We start from the raw sequence: 20,302 nt of genomic DNA, 5'->3' as shown, positions 1-20,302 counted from the left end.
CCACCCGACCCCGCATCATGGAGGCATGCCCGAAGGAGACACCGTCCTGCAGACCGCCAAACGTCTGCACACCGCACTCGTCGGCCAGGTCCTCACCCGCTCCGACCTGCGCGTCCCCCGATTCGCCACCGCCGACCTCACCGGCCGGACGGTTCTGGACGTCACCTCGCGCGGCAAGCATCTCCTCACCCGTATCGAAGGCGGCCTGACCCTCCACAGCCATCTGCGGATGGACGGCGCCTGGCGGATCTATGCTCCGGGCGAGCGCTGGCGCGGCGGCCCTGCCCACCAGATCCGCGCCGTCCTCGCCAACGCGGAACACACCGCCGTCGGCTACCGGCTCCCCGTCCTCGAACTCCTCCGCACCCGGGACGAGGAGAAGGCGGTCGGTCATCTCGGCCCCGACCTGCTGGGCCCCGACTGGAACGCCGAAACCGCTCTGCACAATCTGCTCAGCGCCCCCGCCCGTCCCCTGGGCGAGGCCCTCCTGGACCAGCGCAACCTGGCCGGAATCGGCAACATCTACAAGGCCGAGCTCTGCTTCCTCGCCCGTGCGACCCCTTGGCTCCCCATCGGCGACCTGGCCGCCCCCACCGCCGCCCGGCTTGTCACCACGGCCAAACAGCTCCTCGAAGCCAACCGCGACCGACCCATGCGCACGACGACCGGCGCAGCTTCCCGTGGATACGGCGCGAACGAACGGCTCTGGGTCTACGGAAGGACCAACCGCCCCTGCCTGCGCTGCGGCACGCCCATCCGCACAGCCGATCAGGACGCCCGCCCCACCTACTGGTGCCAGCGTTGTCAATCGGGCCCCACAAGCTAGTTGACGCTCCGTCAGCTTCGGTCGTACCGTCCGGTCATGTCCCTCACCGCGTACGACCTCACGGGCCGCTCCGCGTTCATCACCGGCGCGGCGGGTGGCATCGGCCGCGCAGGCGCCATCCTGCTCGCAGCGGCGGGCGCCACCGTGCACTGCGCAGACCGCGACGAGAAGGGCCTGCTGGAGACCCGGGACCTGATCGCCGAAGCCGGTGGCACACCCCACATCCACACCCTCGATGTCACCGACCGCAGTCGGATCAGGGCCGCGGTGGCCGCCGCGGGCAAGCTCGACATCCTGGCCGCCGTTGCCGGAATCATGCATACGAGCAGCGTCCTGGAGACCGCGGACGACGACCTCGATCGCATCCTCTCAGTCAATTTCAAGGGCGTTCTGTACGCCTGTCAGGAAGTTGCCCGCAGCATGATCGCGCGCGGCGCACCCGGCTCGCTGATCACCATGGCCTCGGGAGCGGTCGACGCCGCGAGCCCCGGGCTGCTCTGCTACAGCGCGGCCAAGGCGGCGGTCGTCCAGCTGACGAAGACTCTCGCAACCGAGCTGGGGCCTCATTCCATCCGTGTCAACGCCGTCGCCCCGGGCTGGATCCGTACGCCCATGACCGCCCGCCACGACGCGGAACAACAACACCGGGCGGAGGCCACGATGGCGCGGATTTCCCCGCTCGGCCGGGTCGGCGAGCCCGAGGACGTCGCCCACACCCTGGTCTATCTGGCATCCGATGCGTCGGCCTTCATGACCGGTCAGATCCTCCGCCCGAACGGCGGCGTAGCCATGCCCTGGTAGTCCGCCAGGCCCGGCCACCGCACCGTATCCCAACAGCGGACCACCGCCCCAGGCACCCCATCCCAAGAGCGGACCGCCGCCCCAGGCACCGCGCCCCGATGTCGGACCACCAACCCGCACTCGCATCCGCCCCGCTCGCCCCCGCCGGCCCAGCGGTCGCGGTCACATGCACGGGCAGGAGGCTCAGCCCCCATCCGCCCGCCGCCACCGCACCCTCGACAAGCCCCGCATGGGCCGGTTCCAGCACGAGCCGCAGCACGGCCCACCACCACACCCCGCCGAGAACGAGCGCCGGCACCCATCGCCGTACCATGGCTGCCTCCTCCGGCCGAACCTAGCCCGGCCCGCTCGCCCGGCGGGAGGGCGCACCGGTGCACCACCGGCGCGCAGTGCGCTGCCGCAGACCGTTGTGCGCTCTCCGCCCGGGACATCCGGGCTTGCTCCGGATCGCGGCTCCACCCGGGCCAGAGGCGCTCAGGCACCCGGGCGCAGGCCGCATCGAGACACGTCAGGCCACGTCAGACCGTGCCGGGTCACCCGTGATCTTCCTGATCGATGCCTCTTACTCGCAGTCTCGCCCAGACACTCCCGAGCCGCATCCAGAACGGACCACGCCCACCACCCCGGACCATGCAAAAGCCCCGGCCGCCCCCTGAGGGCCGACCGGGGCTCCGCTTCACACCGGACCTCGCGGGTCAGGCGGCGACGACATCCACCGCTTCCGCGGGCGCCTTGATGGTCACCCGTCCCGTCGGCACACCTGCCACCGACGTCACGGAGACGGAATTGAGCATTGGACGTACCGGCACAGGCACCGGATCGCCGACTGCTGCCGACTCGGCCAGTTCGGCCAGCGACAGCTCATCGCTCACTTCACGCATGAGCTCGGACATCCGTACGTCAAGCGCGTCGCAAATGGCGGAGAGCAGCTCGGAGGATGCCTCCTTCTGCCCCCGCTCCACCTCGGAGAGATAGCCGAGCGAGACTCGGGCGGACGAGGAGACTTCGCGCAGAGTACGGCCTTGGCGCTGGCGCTGCCGACGCAGCACGTCACCAAGCAGGCGACGGAGCAGAATCATCGGTGGCTCCCTCCTCGGACCGCGTAGCCGCATCCTTCACGCCCCACCGTACCGCCTTGCGCCGCGGCCGTGCGGGGAGCGATGTCGTGTTCACTCAGGGCTGCAAACATCAATTCCCCCCGTTCTGTTCCGTATCCTGTGCGCTTGCATTCTTGCCGAGTTCGGCGGAGAGCAATGCCAGCACGCTCCGTACACTCTCTCTCCGGATGTCCGCACGCCCGCCGTTCAATCGCAGGGCGGTCACATTCTGCGCGCCGTCCGGCCCGGCCACCGCAACATAGACCGTGCCGACGGGTTTGCCGTCCTGCGGCTCGGGGCCCGCAACGCCGGTGGTGGCCATACCCCAGTCTGCCCCGAGAACGCGGCGCACACCTGCTGCCATCTGCCGCGCCACCTCCGGGTCGACCGCACCGCGCTCCGCCAGGAGGACGCCATCGACACCCAGCAATTCCCGCTTCAGGGGCGTTGCGTACGCCGTCACGGACCCGCGGAAGGAGTTCGAGGCACCCGGTACGGAAGTCAGCTCCGCCGCGACCAGACCGCCGGTCAGCGACTCGGCGACGGCAAGAGTCTCACCGCGCTCCATGAGCAGCTCCAGCACCCGGGCCGCGGCAGTCACCGCTCGGCCTCCGCCGAACCACGGGCACCCGAGGCCCGGGAGACCGGCCCTGCCCCCTCAGCGGCCCCGGACACCTCAGGCCCCGCAGATAGCCCGGACACCGCAGCTGCTCTGGCCCCCCCAGCAGCCTCCGCCGCAGCGGCCCGCTCGACCGCGAGCCCCTGGCGTCGCAGCACGACGGCCTGGCGCACGTAGTCGAGCCCCGTGACGACCGTCAGCACGACAGCCACCGCCATCACCCAGAAGCGCAGGGTGGCAAGTGGACCGGTCAGCGCCAGGACGTACATCCCGACGGCCGTCCCCTGCGCCAGAGTCTTCATCTTCCCGCCGCGACTGGCCGGGATCACCGCATGCCGTATCACCCAGAACCGCATCAGCGTGATGCCGATCTCGCGGAAGAGGATCACGCCCGTGACCCACCAGGGCAGATCACCGAGATACGACAGACAGATCAGCGCCGCGCCCATGATCGCCTTGTCCGCGATCGGGTCGGCGATCTTCCCGAAGTCGGTGACCAGGTTGTATGTACGCGCGAGATGACCGTCGAACAGGTCGGTGATCATGGCGATGGCGAACGCCGCCCAGGCGAACGACCGCCAGGCCGGGTCGTAGCCGCCGTTGTGCAGGAGCAGCATCACGAATCCGGGCACCAGCACCAGCCGCAGCATGGTGAGCAGATTGGCGATGTTCCACAGGCTGGCCTGGTTGACGGCCGCAGTACCCAGCTTGCCGCCGCGGACCGGCTTCGCGCCGGAGCCGCCTGCCGCGGATGCCGGGACTCCCGTCATCTGGCCGCCTCCACGAGCTCGGAACACTCGGCCACCAGGTCCACTCCTTCGGTGCCCACAACCTTTGCCTCGACCATACGGCCGGGCACGAGGCCCTCGCGTGCGGTGAAGAGCACCTGGCCGTCCGTTTCGGGGGCCTGGTGGGCCGCGCGCCCCACCGCGCCGTCCTCTTCGTCGACGGATTCGACCAGCACCTGCAGGGACTCCCCCAGACGCTCCTCGGCGCGCTGCGAGGTCAGTTCCTCGGCCAGTTGCGAGATGTGCGCGAGCCGCTCCGCGATGACGTCGGCGTCCAGCTTGTTCTCGTAACCGACCGCCTCGGTGCCCTCTTCGTCGGAGTAGCCGAAGACGCCGATGGCGTCGAGCCTGGCGCCGGTGAGGAAGCGTTCCAGTTCCGCCAGGTCGGCCTCGGTCTCGCCGGGGAAGCCCACGATGAAGTTGGAGCGGGCACCGGCCTGTGGCGCCTTGCTACGGATGGTGTCCAGGAGCTCCAGAAAGCGGTCGGTGTCACCGAAGCGGCGCATCGCCCGCAGCACGCCGGGGGCCGAGTGCTGGAAGGACAGGTCGAAGTACGGGGCGACCTTCGGGGTCGAGGTCAGTACGTCGATGAGGCCCGGCCGCATCTCCGCCGGCTGCAGATAGCTGACCCGGATCCGCTCGATCCCCTCGACGTCGGCGAGCTCCGGCAGGAGTGTCTCGAGCAGCCGGATGTCGCCGAGGTCCTTGCCGTACGAGGTGTTGTTCTCGGAGACCAGCATGACCTCCTTCACGCCCTGCTCGGCCAGCCAGCGGGTCTCCCCCAGCACGTCCGACGGGCGGCGCGAGATGAAGGAGCCGCGGAAGGAAGGGATGGCGCAGAAGGAGCAGCGGCGGTCGCAGCCGGAAGCGAGCTTCACCGAGGCGACGGGGCTGGTGCCCAGCCGGCGGCGCAGGGGCGCCCGCGGCCCGGAGACCGGAGCGACTCCGTCGGGAAGGTCCTCGGGGGCGGGGGCCGGTGCGGCCTCCTGTGCGTGCCCCGGCAGGGCCACGGCGGCGTCCTGCCGCTCGGCCGGGCTGATCGGCAGGAGCTTGCGGCGGTCGCGCGGGGTGTGCGAGGCGTGGATGCCACCGTTGAGGATGGTCTGAAGGCGGTCGGAGATGTCGGCGTAGTCGTCGAATCCGAGGACGCCATCCGCTTCGGGCAGGGCCTCGGCGAGGTCCTTGCCGTAGCGCTCGGCCATGCAGCCGACGGCGACCACGGCCTGGGTCCTGCCATGGTCCTTCAGATCATTGGCTTCGAGCAGGGCATCGACGGAGTCCTTCTTGGCGGCCTCGACGAATCCACAGGTGTTGACGACGGCGACATCCGCGTCGGAGGCATCCTCGACGAGCTCCCAGCCGTCCGCTGCCAAGCGGCCTGCGAGCTCCTCCGAGTCCACCTCGTTACGGGCGCAGCCAAGAGTGACAAGGGCGACGGTACGGCGTTCGGGCATGGGCTCAAGACTACTTTGTCCCGGCGCTCGCCCTGCCGTGCAGGGTTCCACCGTCACACCGAGTGACAAAGCAGGCGAGCGCCCGGCAGGATTGCCGGGCGCTCGCCGTGTTACTCATGCCGCTTGGGGAAACCGTGTGTGTACGGGTCAGCCGACCGCCGGGTCGCCCTTCGTGTACGAGAGCCGCTCGACCTGGCCCGGCTGGAACTTGTCCTCGACCTTCTTGCCGTTCACAAAGAGCTCGATGGACCCGGCATCACCGAGGACGAGGTCGACCCGCTCCTGGTCCTGGAAGGTCTTGGACTGGCCCTGCAGCAGCAGCCCGTCGAAGAGCAGCCGCCCGTTGTGGTCCTTGGCGGAGATCCAGCTCTTGCCCTGGCTGGCGCTGAGCTTCACCGTCACCTTGTCCCTGGGTGCCGCGGCGATGGCACTGTCGGAGGGCTGCGGCTTGGGGTCGACGGACTTGTTGGTCTTCGGCTTGGGGCTCTTCGTATTGGGCGTCGAGCCCTCCGCGACCTGTGTGGTCGTGGAGCCGTCGTCGCCGCCCTTGAAGAAGGTGAAGCCGACGAATCCGACGACGGCGACGATCGCGACGACCATGGCCGCCGTCCAGTTGGGCCGACGGGGTTCGGAACGGATTCTCTCGGCCTCGAACAGCGGCGCCGCGGGCGTGGGTGCGGGACGGCCGCCGTGCTCGGCATCGTACTGCGAAACCAGCGATTCCGGATCGGTCCCGACGGCACGCGCCAAGGTACGGATATGGCCGCGCGCATACACGTCGCCGCCACAGCGGGAGAAGTCGTCCTCTTCGATCGCGTGCACGATGGGGATGCGCACCCGGGTGGACGAACTGATCTCTTCGACCGTGAGACCTGCGGCGATACGAGCCTGCTGGAGCACTCGACCGATCGAAGGCCGGTCGTCTTCGGGGGAGTTGCCGATGGACACGGGGGCGCCTTTCGAGCGTGAGCCACCTGCTGGGTGTTCAGTCTAGGGGGGGTACGAAAGGGTGGGGCAACCGGGAGGAAGGACTTTGTACGCCATCAGACTCGAACGCCGTCCGATTCTCTGGGCCACCCCGAGAAGGACAATCTTGCCGCCCCTCCCTTCAACTTGACGTACGACCCGACGAAACGGTTGCCCGTTCTTCTCCTACGAAGCGGTTTCCCCGCGGATCAGTGCCAACACCCCGTCCAGCTCGTCCGGTTTCACCATGACGTCACGCGCCTTGGATCCCTCGCTCGGCCCGACGATGTTCCTCGACTCCATCAGGTCCATCAGCCGGCCGGCCTTGGCGAAGCCGACCCGCAGCTTGCGCTGAAGCATCGAGGTGGACCCGAACTGGGTGGAGACGACCAGTTCGGCGGCCTGGCAGAGCAGATCCAGGTCGTCGCCGATGTCCTCGTCGATCTCCTTCTTCTTGGCGGTGCCGACCACCACGTCCTCGCGGAAGACCGGCGCCATCTGATCCTTGCAGTGCTGGACGATGGCCGCGACCTCGTCCTCGGTGACAAAGGCACCCTGCATACGGGTGGGCTTGTTGGCCCCCATCGGCAGGAACAGACCGTCACCCTTTCCGATGAGCTTCTCGGCGCCGGCCTGGTCGAGGATGACGCGGCTGTCGGCCAGCGAAGACGTCGCGAAGGCGAGCCGGGAGGGCACATTCGCCTTGATCAGACCGGTGACGACGTCGACCGAGGGCCGCTGGGTCGCAAGCACCAGGTGGATACCGGCAGCGCGGGCCAGCTGGGTGATACGGACGATGGCGTCCTCCACATCACGGGGAGCGACCATCATCAGGTCGGCCAGCTCATCGACGATCACCAGCAGATACGGGTACGGCGAGAGCTCGCGCTCGCTGCCCTCCGGCGGCTTGACCTTGCCGTTGCGCACGGCCTGGTTGAAGTCGTCGATGTGCCGGTACCCGAACGCGGCGAGGTCGTCGTACCGGAGGTCCATCTCCCGTACGACCCATTGGAGGGCCTCGGCCGCACGCTTGGGATTGGTGATGATCGGCGTGATCAGGTGCGGGATGCCCTCGTACGCGGTCAGCTCGACCCGCTTGGGGTCGACCAGCACCATCCGTACGTCGTCCGGTGTCGCCCGCACCATGACCGAGGTGATCAGACAGTTGATGCAGGACGACTTGCCGGAACCGGTCGCACCGGCCACCAGCACGTGCGGCATCTTCGCCAGGTTGGCCATCACATATCCGCCCTCGACGTCCTTGCCGAGCGCGACCAGCATCGGATGGTCGTCCTCGGCGGCGTCCGCGAGGCGCAGCACATCGCCGAGGTTGACCATCTCCCGGTCGGTGTTGGGGATCTCGATGCCGACCGCCGACTTACCCGGGATCGGGGAGATGATCCGGACATCGGGACTCGCGACCGCGTAAGCGATGTTCTTGGCGAGCGCGGTGATCCGCTCGACCTTCACCGCGGGCCCGAGCTCCACCTCGTACCGTGTGACCGTCGGTCCGCGGGTGAAGCCGGTGACGGCGGCGTCGACCTTGAACTCGGTGAAGACGTTCGTCAGGGACGCGACGATCGCGTCGTTGGCGGCGCTGCGGGTCTTGCCGGGCCCGCCGCGTTCCAGCAGGTCGAGCGAGGGCAGCGAGTAGGTGATGTCGCCGGAGAGCTGCAGCTGTTCGGCGCGGGCGGGCAACGGCTGGGACTGTGACCGGTCGGGCGCGGGCTTCGTCAGATCGGGTACGCCGCCCGAGGGCACCGCCCCCTTCTCCGGTTTCCCTCCCCCGTCGGCGGGTTCGCCCTCCCTGGCGCCCGGCACCGGCGTGCCTGGGCGTTCGCGTTCGACGGAGACGCCCTGGGTGAGGTCGGCGACGATCGGCGAGGGCGGCATGCCGTTGAGCACGGCCCCGTCGAGCGCGGCGGCCGCGGCGGCCGCGACATCCACCGCGTCCATGGTGCGGTTCGTCGTGGGCTGCACGGAAGGCCTGCGCGGCCTGCGGCGCTTGGAGAGCGCGTCGGCCTCCGCCTGGTCGGGGTGGTACTCCGCAGGTACTTCGGAGCGGCGTGCGGAGGAGCGGCGGGAGCGGGCGGGCAGCGCCTCGCGCCACTGCTCGTCGTAGCGCTCGTCGTCGCTCTCCTCTTCCGCGCCGGGGTCGTACACCGGGTCGAGGATGCCCAGCTTGGTGCCGAGCAGCCGGAGCCGTTGTGGAATGGCGTTCACCGGGGTGGCGGTGACGACCAGCAGTCCGAAGACGGTGAGCAGCAGCAGCAGCGGTACGGCGAGGACCTCGCCCATCGTGTAGACCAGCGGTTTGGAGGCCGCCCAGCCGATGAGTCCGCCCGCGTCCTGCATCGCCGTGGTGCCGTCTCCCCGGCCGGGCGATCCGCACGCGATGTGGACCTGTCCGAGCACCCCGATGACCAGGGCGGAGAGCCCGATGACGATGCGGCCGTTGGCCTCGGGCTTCTCCGGGTAGAGGATCAGCCGTACACCGATGGCGCCGAGCAGTATCGGTACGAGCAGATCGAGCCGGCCGAAGGCTCCGGTGACGAGCATCTCGACGAGGTCTCCGACGGGCCCGCGCAGATTCGACCAGGTACCCGCGGCGACAACCAGCGCGAGACCGAGCAGCAGCAGCGCGATGCCGTCCTTGCGGTGCGCGGGATCGAGTCCCTTGGCGCCACGCCCTATGCCACGGAACATCGCGCCGACGGCGTGGGCCGCACCGAGCCAGACGGCGCGCGCCATGCGGTACACCCCGCCGGTGGGCGACGGTGCCGGTTTGGGCGCGGCCGCCTTCTTGGCCACCGCCTTCTTGGCGGGGGCCTTCTTCGCGGGCGCGGTCTTCTTCGCGGGCGCGGCTTTCTTGGCCGGCCCCGCGGTACGGCCGACGCGCTTCGCGGTGCCCGCCGTGCCCTGGGAACCCTTGCCGGACGTACGTGAGGCCATGGTGCCGAGGTTACCGGTGTCGATGGCCGTGAACACGTGTGCCTGCCGCTTCACCCGACCGTGTCGCTGTACAGAGGCAGGAAACTGACGCGTCCTCACGCCGTCCCGCCGCTGAATGCCCCTGTCGCCGATCCGTCGAACAGCCGGGACGGCAGGGCAGTTGGTCTAGCGTGCCGACAACCGCCCGTTCCCCGGCCTGAGGTCGTACTGCCCTGCTCCCCGCCATGGAGTCGCGGGGCAGTACGGCGCTACGAGGGAAGGACTGCCGCGCCGCTGCCGGTGCCGGGCTCCAGCGCGTCGAGTGCCCGGCGCAGACCGGTCAGCTTGCGTTCCAGATGGGCGGCGGTGGCCACGGCCGCGGCGTCCGCCGACTCGTCGTCGAGCTGCTTGGAGAGCGCTTCGGCCTGCTCCTCGACGGCCGCGAGCCGCGCCGAGAGCTCGGCCAGCAGCCCTGCGGGCTCATTCTCGTGGCCCGCGCTGCCGTTGGCATCGCCCTCCAGTTGGAGCCGCAGCAGCGCCGCCTGCTCGCGCAGCTTGCAGTTCTTCATGTAGAGCTCGACGAAGACCGAAACCTTGGCCCGCAGCACCCATGGGTCGAACGGCTTCGAGATGTAGTCCACCGCGCCCGCCGCGTAACCCCTGAAGGTGTGATGCGGACCGTGATTGATCGCGGTGAGGAAGATGATCGGGATGTCCCGGGTCCGTTCCCGGCGCTTGATGTGCGCGGCGGTTTCGAAACCGTCCATGCCTGGCATCTGGACGTCCAGCAGAATGACCGCAAAGTCGTCCGTGAGCAGCGCTTTGAGCGCTTCCTCCCCTGACGATGCCCGTACCAGTGTCTGATCGAGCGCAGAGAGGATGGCCTCCAGCGCCAGCAGATTCTCCGGCCGGTCATCGACCAGGAGGATCTTGGCCTTCTGCACCATGGCCCGTCCTCCTCGCCCCGGAATTGCACCGGGCGCCGCCCCAGGGGACGACTCCCTTACGCCGTCCGTCCTTGTGCCGGTCATGGTAGCCGCACCCCGCCCGTCACCACACCCTGTCACCGCGATGTCACTGTGCACACAACAGAAACGCGGTGGGGGATCAGAAGGTTCCCCGTACCGCGCCTCCTCACACCCCTGCGAGCACAGCCGCTCATCAACTCATCGCGATTCTTTCAATTAATGATCACTCTCCGCGCATCCACTGCTCCATAACGGAAAGAAGATGATCAGGATCGACAGGCTTGGTGACATAGTCGGAAGCGCCGGATTCGATCGCCTTCTCCCGGTCACCCTTCATGGCCTTCGCGGTCAGCGCGACGATCGGCAGCCCGGCGAACTGCGGCATCCTGCGGATCGCCGCCGTCGTGGCATAGCCGTCCATCTCCGGCATCATGATGTCCATCAGTACGACCGTCACATCGTCGTGCTGTTCCAGGACTTCGATGCCCACACGTCCGTTCTCCGCGTACAGGACCGAAAGACCGTGCTGCTCCAGCACGCTGGTGAGCGCGAAGACGTTACGGATGTCGTCGTCGACGATCAGCACCTTCTCGCCGTGGAACCGGAACATCCTGCGGACCTCCGGTTCCTCCTGCCCGGCAAGCGTCCACGGCTCCTGCGGAGCAGCGGGGGCGGCGGCGCGGGACGGCAGCGCGGGCCGCCGCTCCGCGCTCCCCAGGGTCTTGCGGCGATGCCGCATCAGCCCGGCGGCACCCGCCGAATCGTGCACGGTGGCCATCGAGCCGGCGCCCGGACCGGCCTCCGGAAGCAGACCTTCCTCGACTGCGGCACCGTGTGCCTCGATGGGCCCAGGAGCGATCTGCGGATAGCCCTGCGGCGGCAACTCGCTCGGATGCAGCGGCAGATAGAGCGTGAACGTCGAGCCGCGGCCCGGCTCGCTCGCCGCGTGGATCTCGCCGCCCAGCAGCCGGGCGATCTCCCGGCTGATGGACAGGCCGAGCCCCGTACCGCCGTACTTGCGACTGGTCGTACCGTCCGCTTGCTTGAACGCCTCGAAGATCACCAGCATCTTGCTGGACGCGATCCCGATACCGGTGTCGGTGACCGAGAAGGCGATCAGATCGGCGTCGGCGTCACGCAGCGAACCGGCCTCCAGGAGCTGCTCACGGATGGCGTTCGGCACATCCTCGTTGGCGTGCCGGATCACCAGCTCGACCGCCCCGCTGTCGGTGAACTTCACCGCGTTGGAAAGGAGATTGCGCAGCACCTGGAGCAGCCGCTGCTCGTCCGTGTGCAGTGTCGCGGGCAGCTCCGGCGAGACCCGTACGGAGAAATCGAGCCCCTTCTCCGCGGTGAGCGGCCGGAATGTCGCCTCCACATAGTCGACCAGCTGGACAAGTGCGATCCGGGTCGGGCTGACGTCCATCTTGCCCGCCTCGACCTTCGTCAGATCGAGGATGTCATTGATCAGCTGAAGCAGATCGGAACCGGCTCCATGGATCGTCTCGGCGAACTCCACCTGCTTCGGCGAGAGATTGCCCTCGGCGTTGTCCGCGAGCAACTTGGCCAGGATGAGCAGGGAGTTGAGCGGGGTACGCAGCTCGTGCGACATGTTCGCCAGGAATTCGGACTTGTAGCGCATCGAGACCGCGAGCTGCTCGGCGCGCTCCTCCAGGACCTGCCGGGCATCCTCGATCTCGGTGTTCTTGACCTCGATGTCGCGGTTCTGCTGGGCCAGCAGCTCGGCCTTCTCCTCCAGTTCGGCGTTGGAGGCCTGAAGTGCCTTCTGCCGGTTCTCCAGCTCCTGTGAACGGTCCCGCAATTGCTCCGTCAGCTCCTGCGACTGCTCAAGGAGCTTCTCGGTCTTCGTATTGACGCTGATGGTGTTGACGCTCGTCGCGATCATCTCGGCGAGCTGATTGAGGAAGTCCCGCTGGATATGGGTGAACGGCTGGAAGGAGGCCAGCTCGATCACACCGAGAACCTTCCCCTCGAAGAGCACCGGCAGCACGATCACATGCGCGGGCGGTGCCTCACCGAGCCCGGAGGAAATCTTCAGATAACCCGGCGGAACATTGTCCACCTGGATGGTCCGCTTCTCCTCCGCCGCCGTGCCGATGAGCGTCTCACCGGGCCGGAAGGATGTCGGCATCGATCCCGCCGAGTATCCGTAGCTGCCCCTCATACGGAGTTCGTACGAGCTCTCCTTGTCGCTGTCCGATCCCACCGCGTCGGTGTCACCGGTCGCCATGGCCAGGAAGAACGCACCGTGCTGCGCGGAGACGACCGGGGTCAGCTCGCTCATGATCAGCGAGGCCACGTCGTCGAGATCGCGCCGCCCCTGCATCAGACCGGAGATCCGGGCGAGATTGCCCTTCAGCCAGTCCTGCTCCTTGTTGGTGGCCGTGGTGTCACGCAGGTTGGCGATCATCGTATTGATGTTGTCCTGCAGGGCCTGGATCTCGCCGGCCGCATCCACATCGATCTTGAGGTTGAGATCGCCGCGGGTCACCGCGGTGGCGACGGCCGCGATGGCCCGCACCTGACGGGTGAGGTTGCCGGCCATCTCGTTCACGGACTCGGTGAGGTCGCGCCAGGTGCCGTCGACGTCCCGGACCCGGGCCTGGCCGCCCAGCTGCCCCTCCGTGCCCACCTCGCGGGCGACCCGGGTCACCTGCTCGGCGAACGAGGACAGCTGGTCGACCATCGTGTTGATGGTGTTCTTCAGCTCCTGGATCTCACCGCGCGCGTCGATGTCGATCTTCTTGGTCAGATCGCCCTTGGCGATGGCGGTGGTGACCGTGGCGATCTGGCGCACCTGACCGGTCAGGTTGGACGCCATCGAGTTCACCGACTCGGTGAGGTCCTTCCACGTACCGGAGACGCCCGGCACCCGCGCCTGACCGCCCAGCTCGCCCTCGGTACCCACCTCGCGGGCGACCCGCGTCACCTCGTCGGCGAACGAGGACAGCGTCGTCACCATCGTGTTGACGGTGTCGGCGAGTTCGGCGACCTCGCCGCGCGCCTCGACGGTGACCTTCTTGGTCAGGTCGCCGTTGGCGACCGCGGACGAGACCCGGGAGATGTTCCGCACCTGACTGGTCAGGTTGTTGGCCATCAGGTTGACGTTGTCGCTGAGGTCCTTCCAGATACCGGTCGCACCACGCACCCGGGCCTGACCGCCCAGGATGCCCTCGGTACCCACCTCGCGGGCGACCCGCGTCACCTCGTCGGCGAAGTTGAGCAGCTGGTCGACCATGGTGTTGACGGTCGTCACCAGTTCGAGGATCTCGCCCTTGGCGTCGACCGTGATCTTCTTGGAGAGATCGCCCTTGGCGACCGCTGTGGTGACCTCGGCGATGTTACGGACCTGCAAGGTCAGGTTGTTGGCCATGCCGTTGACGGACTGGGTGAGGTCCTTCCACGTACCGGACACCCCCTGTACCTCGGCCTGGCCGCCGAGGATGCCTTCCGTACCCACTTCACGGGCGACCCGCGTCACCTGCTCGGCGAAGTTCGAGAGCTGGTCCACCATCGTGTTGAGGGTGTTCTTCAGTTCCAGGATCTCGCCGCGCGCGTCAACATCGATCTTCTGCGACAGGTCACCGCGCGCCACCGCAGTGGCGACCTGGGCGATGTTACGGACCTGAGCGGTGAGGTTTCCCGCCATGCCGTTGACCGAATCGGTCAGATCACGCCACACACCGGCCACGCCGGGCACCTGCGCCTGCCCGCCGAGCCGTCCGTCGGTGCCCACCTCGCGGGCGACCCGGGTCACCTGCTCGGCGAAGGCGGAGAGCTGGTCCACCATCGTGTTGATGGTGTTCTTCAGCTCCAGGATCTCGCCGCGCGCGTCAACATCGATCTTCTGCGACAGGTCGCCCCGTGCCACCGCCGTGGTCACCTGCGCGATCTGGCGCACCTGGGAGGTCAGATTCCCCGCCATGAAGTTGACGGAGTCGGTGAGCTCCTTCCACGTACCGGAAACGCCGTCGACCCGCGCCTGGCCACCGAGGCGGCCCTCCGTACCCACGTCACGCGCCATCCGCGTGACCTGGTCGGCGAAGGACGACAGCTGCGCCACCATCGTGTTGACGGTGTTCTTCAGCTCCAGCATCTCGCCCGCGACATCGACGGTGACCTTCTGCGAGAGGTCACCGTTGGCGACCGCGGTCGTCACCTGCGCGATGTCGCGCACCTGCCCCGTAAGGTTCCGGAACGCCGTGTTCACCGAGTCCGTGAGGTCCTTCCAGGTCCCCGCCGCCCCCGGAACCTCGGCCTGACCGCCCAGCCGGCCCTCGACACCGACCTCCCGGGCCACCCGGGTCACTTCCGAACCGAAGGACTGGAGCTGGTCCACCATCGTGTTGACGGTGTTCTTCAGCTCCAGCATCTCGCCGGCCACATCGACGGTGACCTTCTGCGTCATGTCGCCGCTCGCCACGGCCGTGGTCACCTGCGCGATGTCGCGCACCTGAGTCGTCAGGTTCCGGAAGACCGTGTTCACCGAGTCGGTGAGGTCCTTCCAGGTCCCCGCCGCACCCGGAACCTGCGCCTGACCGCCGAGCAGCCCCTCGCCACCGACCTCGCTGGCCACTCGAGTCACTTCGTCGGCGAAGGTCCGCAGTGTCTCGGTCATCTGGTTGATGGTCTCGGCGAGCTGTGCGACCTCGCCGCGGGCGCTCACAGTGACCTTCTGGGACAGGTCACCACTGGCGACCGCGGTCGTCACCTCGGCAATCCCCCGCACCTGGGAGGTCAGGTTCCCGGCCATCGTGTTGACGGAGTCGGTGAGGTCCTTCCACACCCCGGCCACACCGGGCACGGTCGCCTGCCCGCCCAGCTCGCCCTCCGTGCCCACCTCGCGGGCGACCCGGGTCACCTCGGAGGAGAACGACGACAGCTGGTCGACCATCGTGTTGACGGTGTTCTTGAGCTGAAGCATCTCGCCGGCCACATGGACGGTGACCTTCCGCGACAGATCGCCCTTGGCAACCGCCGTCGTCACCAGGGCGATGTCCCGCACCTGCGCGGTCAGCCGGTACGCCATGGTGTTCACGGAGTCCGTGAGGTCCTTCCACGACCCGGACATCCCGCGCACCTGGGCCTGCCCGCCCAGCTTGCCCTCGGTACCCACCTCGACCGCGACCCGCGTCACCTGTTCGGTGAACGCCGACAGCTGGTCGACAAGGTTGTTGACTGTACGGGCGACCTTCAGGAACTCGCCGCGCAGCGGCCGTACGGTCTCATCGGCCGTGTGCGACCGCAGCTCCATCCGCTGCTCGAGATCACCGTCGGCCACCGCCGACAGCACCCGCCCGACCTCCGAGACCGGGCGTGCCAGATCGTCGACCAGCTCGTTGGAGGCGTCGATCGCGGCGGCCCAGGAGCCCTCGCAGGCGCCCGTTTCCAGCCGCTCGGTGAGTTTCCCCTCGCGTCCGACCACCCTCCGCACCCGGGCCAGCTCGCCGGTGAGATGGAGATTCCGGTCGGCGACTTCATTGAAGACTGCCGCGATCTCCGCCATCACGCCGTCGCCCGAGACGGTCAGGCGCCTGCGGAAGTTCCCATCGCGCATCGCCACCAGGCCTGCCAACAGTCTGTTGAGCGCTGCCGCGTCGACGTCGATGGTTCCATTGCGCTGCTTTTTCACGGACTGTCCGCCTTTTGTGCGCGTGCCTGTTCCCCGCGCCGCCACGCCAGACTCCACCGTGATCCCTCCCGCAGGGGTTGACCGTATCGCTCGGGCCTTATCTGGGAGCTTGCCCAGTTCCTCATTGGCTCACCGCCACAGCCCACCGTCGACGGGTGACCATGCGGACGTCAAATCGTTGAAACGTACCAGGCCCGAATCAATCGGGGTGCAGCCTCCAACGGTTGTCCCACATCACCCTGTTGGGAAGCCCAAACTTGTCCGGTCACATGGCTGTTCCTGGTCGTTCCTGCCCGAAGTCGGCCCTCGTGTACCCGGCACCGAGACCGAGCGTCTAGCCTGGCAGGCGAATCGAAGCGGCGAGAAACGGGCACAGGACTCGGGGAAGCGACGAGACACCATATGGGGAGTGCTGTGATCACCGCGCGCGCGGCTGCCACCTTCGACCCGGTCGGGCGCTCCGTCGCGACCGCCCGCGCCTTTGTCCGTGACACCCTCCAGGGGTGGGGATACACGGATGTCGTCGACGACGCCGTCGTCCTCACCAGCGAGCTCGTGACCAACGCGGTGGTGCACGCAGGCACCGCGGCGGACGTGCTCTGCCTGCGCACGGAGGACGGCGTCCGGATCGAGGTCTCCGACCACTACCCGGAACGCGAGATCCCCCTCCAGAGCACAGGTCTGGACTTCGGCAGCCCTGACCGTGAGAACGGCCGCGGACTGCTGCTCTGCGCGGCGCTCGCTTCCCGGTGGGGCGTCGAGTATTCGCCCACCCATAAGCATGTCTGGTTCCAGCTCGATCTTCCCGAGCGCCCTGTGGGAATCCGCTCCGCCGGCCCCCTGCTCCCGGTCGGCCTGCTCCCCGTCGCCGACGAGCGCGTGCGGGTGGCCGTCGTCCAGATCGACAGCACCGGTTCCATCGCCGCCTGGAACGAGGACGCCGCGTTCCTCTTCGGATACGCCGCGGACCAGGTCACCGGAAAGCAACTCACCGACTTCACCGCCTGGCCGCAGACACCCGGCACCAACACCGGCATCGTGGACGCGCTGCAGCTCTCGCGCTGGGAGGGCAGTTACGGAATCCGGGGCGCCGACGGCCGCACCATCCCCGTCTACGCCTCGCATCTCCGGGTCCGCGACACCCACGGCGAACCGTCCACGGTCTGTCTGCTGGTCCGCGACTACGAACGTGCCGTGCTCCAGTCCCCGGTACGCACACCGGTCTCCGACGCGAACGCCGAGCGCCACAAGACGGACCCGTTCGAGATCTTCATCGGCTCCCCCGCCCCCGACGACCTCGACAGCCTGCTCCAGCGCACGGTCGAGCGGGCACGCGACATGCTCGACGCCGATTCGGCCTTCCTGCTGCTGGCGACGGACGACGAAACGGAACTGGAGGTACGGGCCACGACCGGTCTGCCCTCCGCCCGCCAGCGTTTCGCCCGGGTTCCGGTGGAGGCCGGTACCGGACGTTACGGCTCCGCCCGGATGCCCGCCGTCCACGAAGACCTCGACAACGTGCCTGGCGCCGCCCCCCTGCTCGGCGGCACGGGGATGCGCTCCGTCGTCACCGTCCCGCTGAAGGTCGAGGGTCGCCTCACGGGCTCGCTGGGTGTCGCCGCGGAAGCAGCGGGCCGCTACTCCAACGAGGAGGCTCTACGCCTCCAATTCGCCGCGGACCGTATTGCGCTGGCCGTCGAATCGGCCCGTCTGGGCGAGCTGGAACGCCTGCGCCGCGGTTCCCTCTCCTTCCTCGTCGAGGCCTCCGACCTGCTCGCGGGCACCCTCGACCGGGACCAGACCCTGGCGCTGATGGCCCAGATGACGGTCCCCACCCTGGCCACATGGTGCGCCGTCTACACGATCGCGGACCAGTCCTCGGAACCGTATCTCTCCTATGTGCTGCACGAGGACGAGGAGCTCATCGACGGCCTCAAGGCCCTGCTCTCCAAGATCGCTCCTCCGGACCCCGTGCCGACCCCAGGTGCGCGTGCCTGGGCGGCCCCGTCGGAGGCCGCCCACCAGGCAGCTCTGCGCACCTCGATGCGTACGCTCGGCCTCGGCGAACCCGGCGGGCTCGGCTCCGGCATCCGTACGACGCTCGCCACCGCGGCCGCGGTCGGCGGGGAGACGGTGGTCCTGCCACTCGTCGCCCGAAACCGCGTCATCGGCATGCTCACGCTCGGGAAGCCCTCCGACGACCACTTCCGCCAGGAGATCCTGGAACTGGCCGAGGACCTCTCCCGCCGCGCCGCCCTCGCCCTCGACAACGCCCGCCTCTACTCGGAGCGCATGGCGATCAGCCAGTCCTTGCAGCGCAGCCTGCTGCCGCCAGGGCTGCCCGAGGTACCCAATGTCGAGATCGAGGTCATCTACCGCGCGGCGGGCGAAGGCAACGAGGTCGGCGGCGACTTCTACGACGTCTTCCCGATCCGCGACGGCGCCTACGGCTTCGCCATCGGTGACGTCTGCGGTACGGGCCCGGAGGCCGCGGCCGTCACGGGCCTCGCCCGCCACGCCCTGCGCCTCCTCGCCCGCGAAGGCTTCGGCGGCCCGGCCGTTCTGGAGCGCCTCAACGCCGCCATTCTGGACGAAGGCGCCCGCAGCCGCTTCCTGACCCTCCTGTACGGAGAGCTGTGGCCCCAGGAGGACGGCAGCGCGCTCCTGAAGGTGGTCTGCGCGGGGCACCCACTGCCGTTGCGCCTGCGCCAGGACGGCTCGGTGGAGTCTGCGGCCGAACCCCAGCCCCTGCTGGGCGTCATCGAGGACCTCGAACTGTACGAGCAGACGGTGACCCTCGCTCCGGGCGATGTCCTGCTGTGCGTGACCGACGGCGTCACGGAACGCCGTGAGGGCACCCGCATGCTCGGCGACGACGGCCTGGCGGACGTCCTGGCCACCTGTACCGGGCTCACGGCCGGCGCGGTGGCAGCACGCATCCTGCGGGCGGTCGAACGCTTCGCAGCCGAGCCGGCCTCCGACGACATGGCCATCCTCGCCATGCGCGTCCCTGAACCGCCCACCACCTGACCGCACTTCATCGGGCCGAAGGCTCCGAAACACTCTGGCCCATGACTTCGGAGACGAACAGTCCATCAGCGCGCTCCGGCGTGCGATCGAGCTCGGCGTGAACCACATCGACACCGCCGCGTTCTACTTCTCGTCGCTGCGGTTCGCCGAGGAACTGATCAACCAGGCGCTCACCCCGCAACACTTCGGTGCCCTGTCCGAGTTCCGCGACGCCGGCCTCATCTGCCACGCCCGGGCCATCCGGTGGTGTGCATACAGAACCGCTACGGCCTCGACTCCCGCTACGCGGGCACGGACGATGCTCTGCGGCTCCGTGGAGAGCAGGGCACCGCGTTCGTCCCCCTTCTTCTCCGTCGTCGGCGAGGGACGCAAGGAGGGCGCAAACACCACGGACGCCACCGACGAGGAGCTGCTCGCCATCGCCCGGGCACATGGCGCGACTGTGGCGCAGGTCCGGCTGGCCTGAACGCCGCATCAGGCCCTCACGTACTGGCCGGACGAATTCGCCCGACTCGATTCGCACCACGCCGACGGGCAGTGAGCGCGGAAGCATCGGAACATGCGAAAGGCCCCCGCCACTTGGCGGGGGCCTTTCATCTTGCCTGAGCCCCAATGCGGAATCGAACCGCAGACCTTCTCCTTACCATGGAGACGCTCTACCGACTGAGCTATTGGGGCCTGCTGCGCTGTGGCAACGAGGTAAAGCATACCCTGAACTCAGGGGTACTCAGAACCACTGACCACACAAGATTCTGACGGACCCTCATCGGACCCTGCCGCCCCTCTCACCACGAGGCAGGCGTGGGCCACGCCCGCCTCGTCCGAGCCGGCCATCCGAACGCGCGGGTGAACGCAGAAAAGCCCCGTGCCACAAGGGCACGGGGCTTTCCCGTAAAAGGAGTTCGGCGGCGTCCTACTCTCCCACAGGGTCCCCCCTGCAGTACCATCGGCGCTGAAAGGCTTAGCTTCCGGGTTCGGAATGTAACCGGGCGTTTCCCTAACGCAATGACCACCGAAACACTATGAAATTAACCAACACCGGAACACAACACGGCCGTTCGTTATTTCAGAACTAACACAGTGGACGCGAGCAACTGAGGACAAGCCCTCGGCCTATTAGTACCAGTCAGCTCCACCCGTTACCGGGCTTCCACATCTGGCCTATCAAC

The 20,302-nt window shown here is 68.2% G+C and carries 11 protein-coding genes, 1 tRNA gene, 2 rRNA genes and 1 pseudogene; 4 read left to right on the top strand and 11 right to left on the bottom strand.

The genetic code is table 11. From position 1 onward, the window contains the following. Positions 1 to 25: 25 nt before the first annotated feature. Both ACIPEK_RS19300 and ACIPEK_RS19295 read left to right on the top strand, forming a co-directional pair. Positions 26 to 826, top strand: a complete 801-nt coding sequence (locus tag ACIPEK_RS19300) for a DNA-formamidopyrimidine glycosylase family protein (protein ID WP_401997384.1) — start codon at positions 26 to 28, stop codon at positions 824 to 826. Between the two features lie 36 nt (positions 827 to 862). Next, on the top strand, positions 863 to 1,627 hold the full coding sequence (locus ACIPEK_RS19295; protein ID WP_401997381.1) for an SDR family NAD(P)-dependent oxidoreductase: 765 nt from the start codon (positions 863 to 865) through the stop codon (positions 1,625 to 1,627). A gap of 695 nt (positions 1,628 to 2,322) precedes the next feature. Here ACIPEK_RS19295 and ACIPEK_RS19290 read toward each other — a convergent pair. The 8 genes from ACIPEK_RS19290 to ACIPEK_RS19255 all read right to left on the bottom strand — a co-directional run bounded on the left by ACIPEK_RS19290 (position 2,323) and on the right by ACIPEK_RS19255 (position 16,103). After that, on the bottom strand, positions 2,323 to 2,706 hold the full coding sequence (locus tag ACIPEK_RS19290; protein ID WP_361450755.1) for a helix-turn-helix transcriptional regulator: 384 nt from the start codon (positions 2,704 to 2,706) through the stop codon (positions 2,323 to 2,325). 109 nt (positions 2,707 to 2,815) lie between these two features. After that, on the bottom strand, positions 2,816 to 3,325 hold the full coding sequence (locus ACIPEK_RS19285) for a CinA family protein (RefSeq protein ID WP_401997378.1): 510 nt from the start codon (positions 3,323 to 3,325) through the stop codon (positions 2,816 to 2,818). Continuing rightward, positions 3,322 to 4,113: a CDP-diacylglycerol--glycerol-3-phosphate 3-phosphatidyltransferase gene (gene pgsA, locus ACIPEK_RS19280; RefSeq protein WP_401997375.1), complete on the bottom strand. Its 792-nt coding sequence runs from the start codon at positions 4,111 to 4,113 to the stop codon at positions 3,322 to 3,324. The genes ACIPEK_RS19285 and pgsA overlap by 4 nt, the downstream gene beginning before the upstream one ends. Then, positions 4,110 to 5,585 (bottom strand): 30S ribosomal protein S12 methylthiotransferase RimO, encoded by a 1,476-nt coding sequence (gene rimO, locus ACIPEK_RS19275; RefSeq protein WP_114247011.1) that lies wholly within the window; start codon positions 5,583 to 5,585, stop codon positions 4,110 to 4,112. Before rimO ends, pgsA begins: the two co-directional genes overlap by 4 nt. Before the next feature lie 147 nt (positions 5,586 to 5,732). Further along, positions 5,733 to 6,533, bottom strand: a complete 801-nt coding sequence (locus tag ACIPEK_RS19270) for a helix-turn-helix domain-containing protein (RefSeq protein ID WP_383073560.1) — start codon at positions 6,531 to 6,533, stop codon at positions 5,733 to 5,735. A gap of 204 nt (positions 6,534 to 6,737) precedes the next feature. Next, positions 6,738 to 9,503, bottom strand: a complete 2,766-nt coding sequence (locus ACIPEK_RS19265; RefSeq protein WP_401997370.1) for a DNA translocase FtsK — start codon at positions 9,501 to 9,503, stop codon at positions 6,738 to 6,740. A gap of 248 nt (positions 9,504 to 9,751) precedes the next feature. Continuing rightward, complete coding sequence (locus ACIPEK_RS19260) at positions 9,752 to 10,429, bottom strand: response regulator (RefSeq protein ID WP_327272561.1); 678 nt, start codon at positions 10,427 to 10,429, stop codon at positions 9,752 to 9,754. 244 nt (positions 10,430 to 10,673) lie between these two features. After that, positions 10,674 to 16,103 carry a HAMP domain-containing protein gene (locus ACIPEK_RS19255; protein ID WP_401997367.1) on the bottom strand — a complete coding sequence of 1,810 codons (5,430 nt, stop codon included), beginning with the start codon at positions 16,101 to 16,103 and terminating at the stop codon, positions 10,674 to 10,676. A 414-nt stretch (positions 16,104 to 16,517) separates the two neighbouring features. Here ACIPEK_RS19255 and ACIPEK_RS19250 point away from each other — a divergent pair, with 414 nt between their 5' ends. Next, positions 16,518 to 19,133, top strand: a complete 2,616-nt coding sequence (locus tag ACIPEK_RS19250; RefSeq protein ID WP_401997364.1) for a SpoIIE family protein phosphatase — start codon at positions 16,518 to 16,520, stop codon at positions 19,131 to 19,133. 55 nt (positions 19,134 to 19,188) lie between these two features. Next, positions 19,189 to 19,628, top strand: a pseudogene (locus tag ACIPEK_RS19245) (aldo/keto reductase); the annotation flags it as partial. A gap of 110 nt (positions 19,629 to 19,738) precedes the next feature. Here the strand turns inward: ACIPEK_RS19245 and ACIPEK_RS19240 are convergent. From ACIPEK_RS19240 to ACIPEK_RS19230, 3 genes are all read right to left on the bottom strand, one after another. After that, positions 19,739 to 19,811 (bottom strand) — tRNA-Thr (locus ACIPEK_RS19240). Between the two features lie 222 nt (positions 19,812 to 20,033). Next, a 5S ribosomal RNA gene (gene rrf / locus ACIPEK_RS19235) occupies positions 20,034 to 20,150 on the bottom strand. Positions 20,151 to 20,229: 79 nt separating this feature from the next. Beyond that, positions 20,230 to 20,302 (bottom strand): 23S ribosomal RNA (locus ACIPEK_RS19230); the annotation flags it as partial.

It is taken from the genome of Streptomyces sp. NPDC088246, from assembly GCF_044741025.1.
GTDB lineage: Bacteria > Actinomycetota > Actinomycetes > Streptomycetales > Streptomycetaceae > Streptomyces.
Note: the sequence above shows the minus strand (reverse complement) of the source record. Positions and strands in the feature narration are given on the sequence as shown.

Coding starts and splice junctions, on each gene's coding strand:
- ACIPEK_RS19265 (WP_401997370.1), bottom strand. CDS start 9,503: ATGGCCTCACGTACGTCCGGCAAGGGTTCCCAGGGCACGGCGGGCACC.
- ACIPEK_RS19290 (WP_361450755.1), bottom strand. CDS start 2,706: ATGATTCTGCTCCGTCGCCTGCTTGGTGACGTGCTGCGTCGGCAGCGC.
- ACIPEK_RS19300 (WP_401997384.1), top strand. CDS start 26: ATGCCCGAAGGAGACACCGTCCTGCAGACCGCCAAACGTCTGCACACC.
- rimO (WP_114247011.1), bottom strand. CDS start 5,585: ATGCCCGAACGCCGTACCGTCGCCCTTGTCACTCTTGGCTGCGCCCGT.
- ACIPEK_RS19295 (WP_401997381.1), top strand. CDS start 863: ATGTCCCTCACCGCGTACGACCTCACGGGCCGCTCCGCGTTCATCACC.
- pgsA (WP_401997375.1), bottom strand. CDS start 4,113: ATGACGGGAGTCCCGGCATCCGCGGCAGGCGGCTCCGGCGCGAAGCCG.
- ACIPEK_RS19260 (WP_327272561.1), bottom strand. CDS start 10,429: ATGGTGCAGAAGGCCAAGATCCTCCTGGTCGATGACCGGCCGGAGAAT.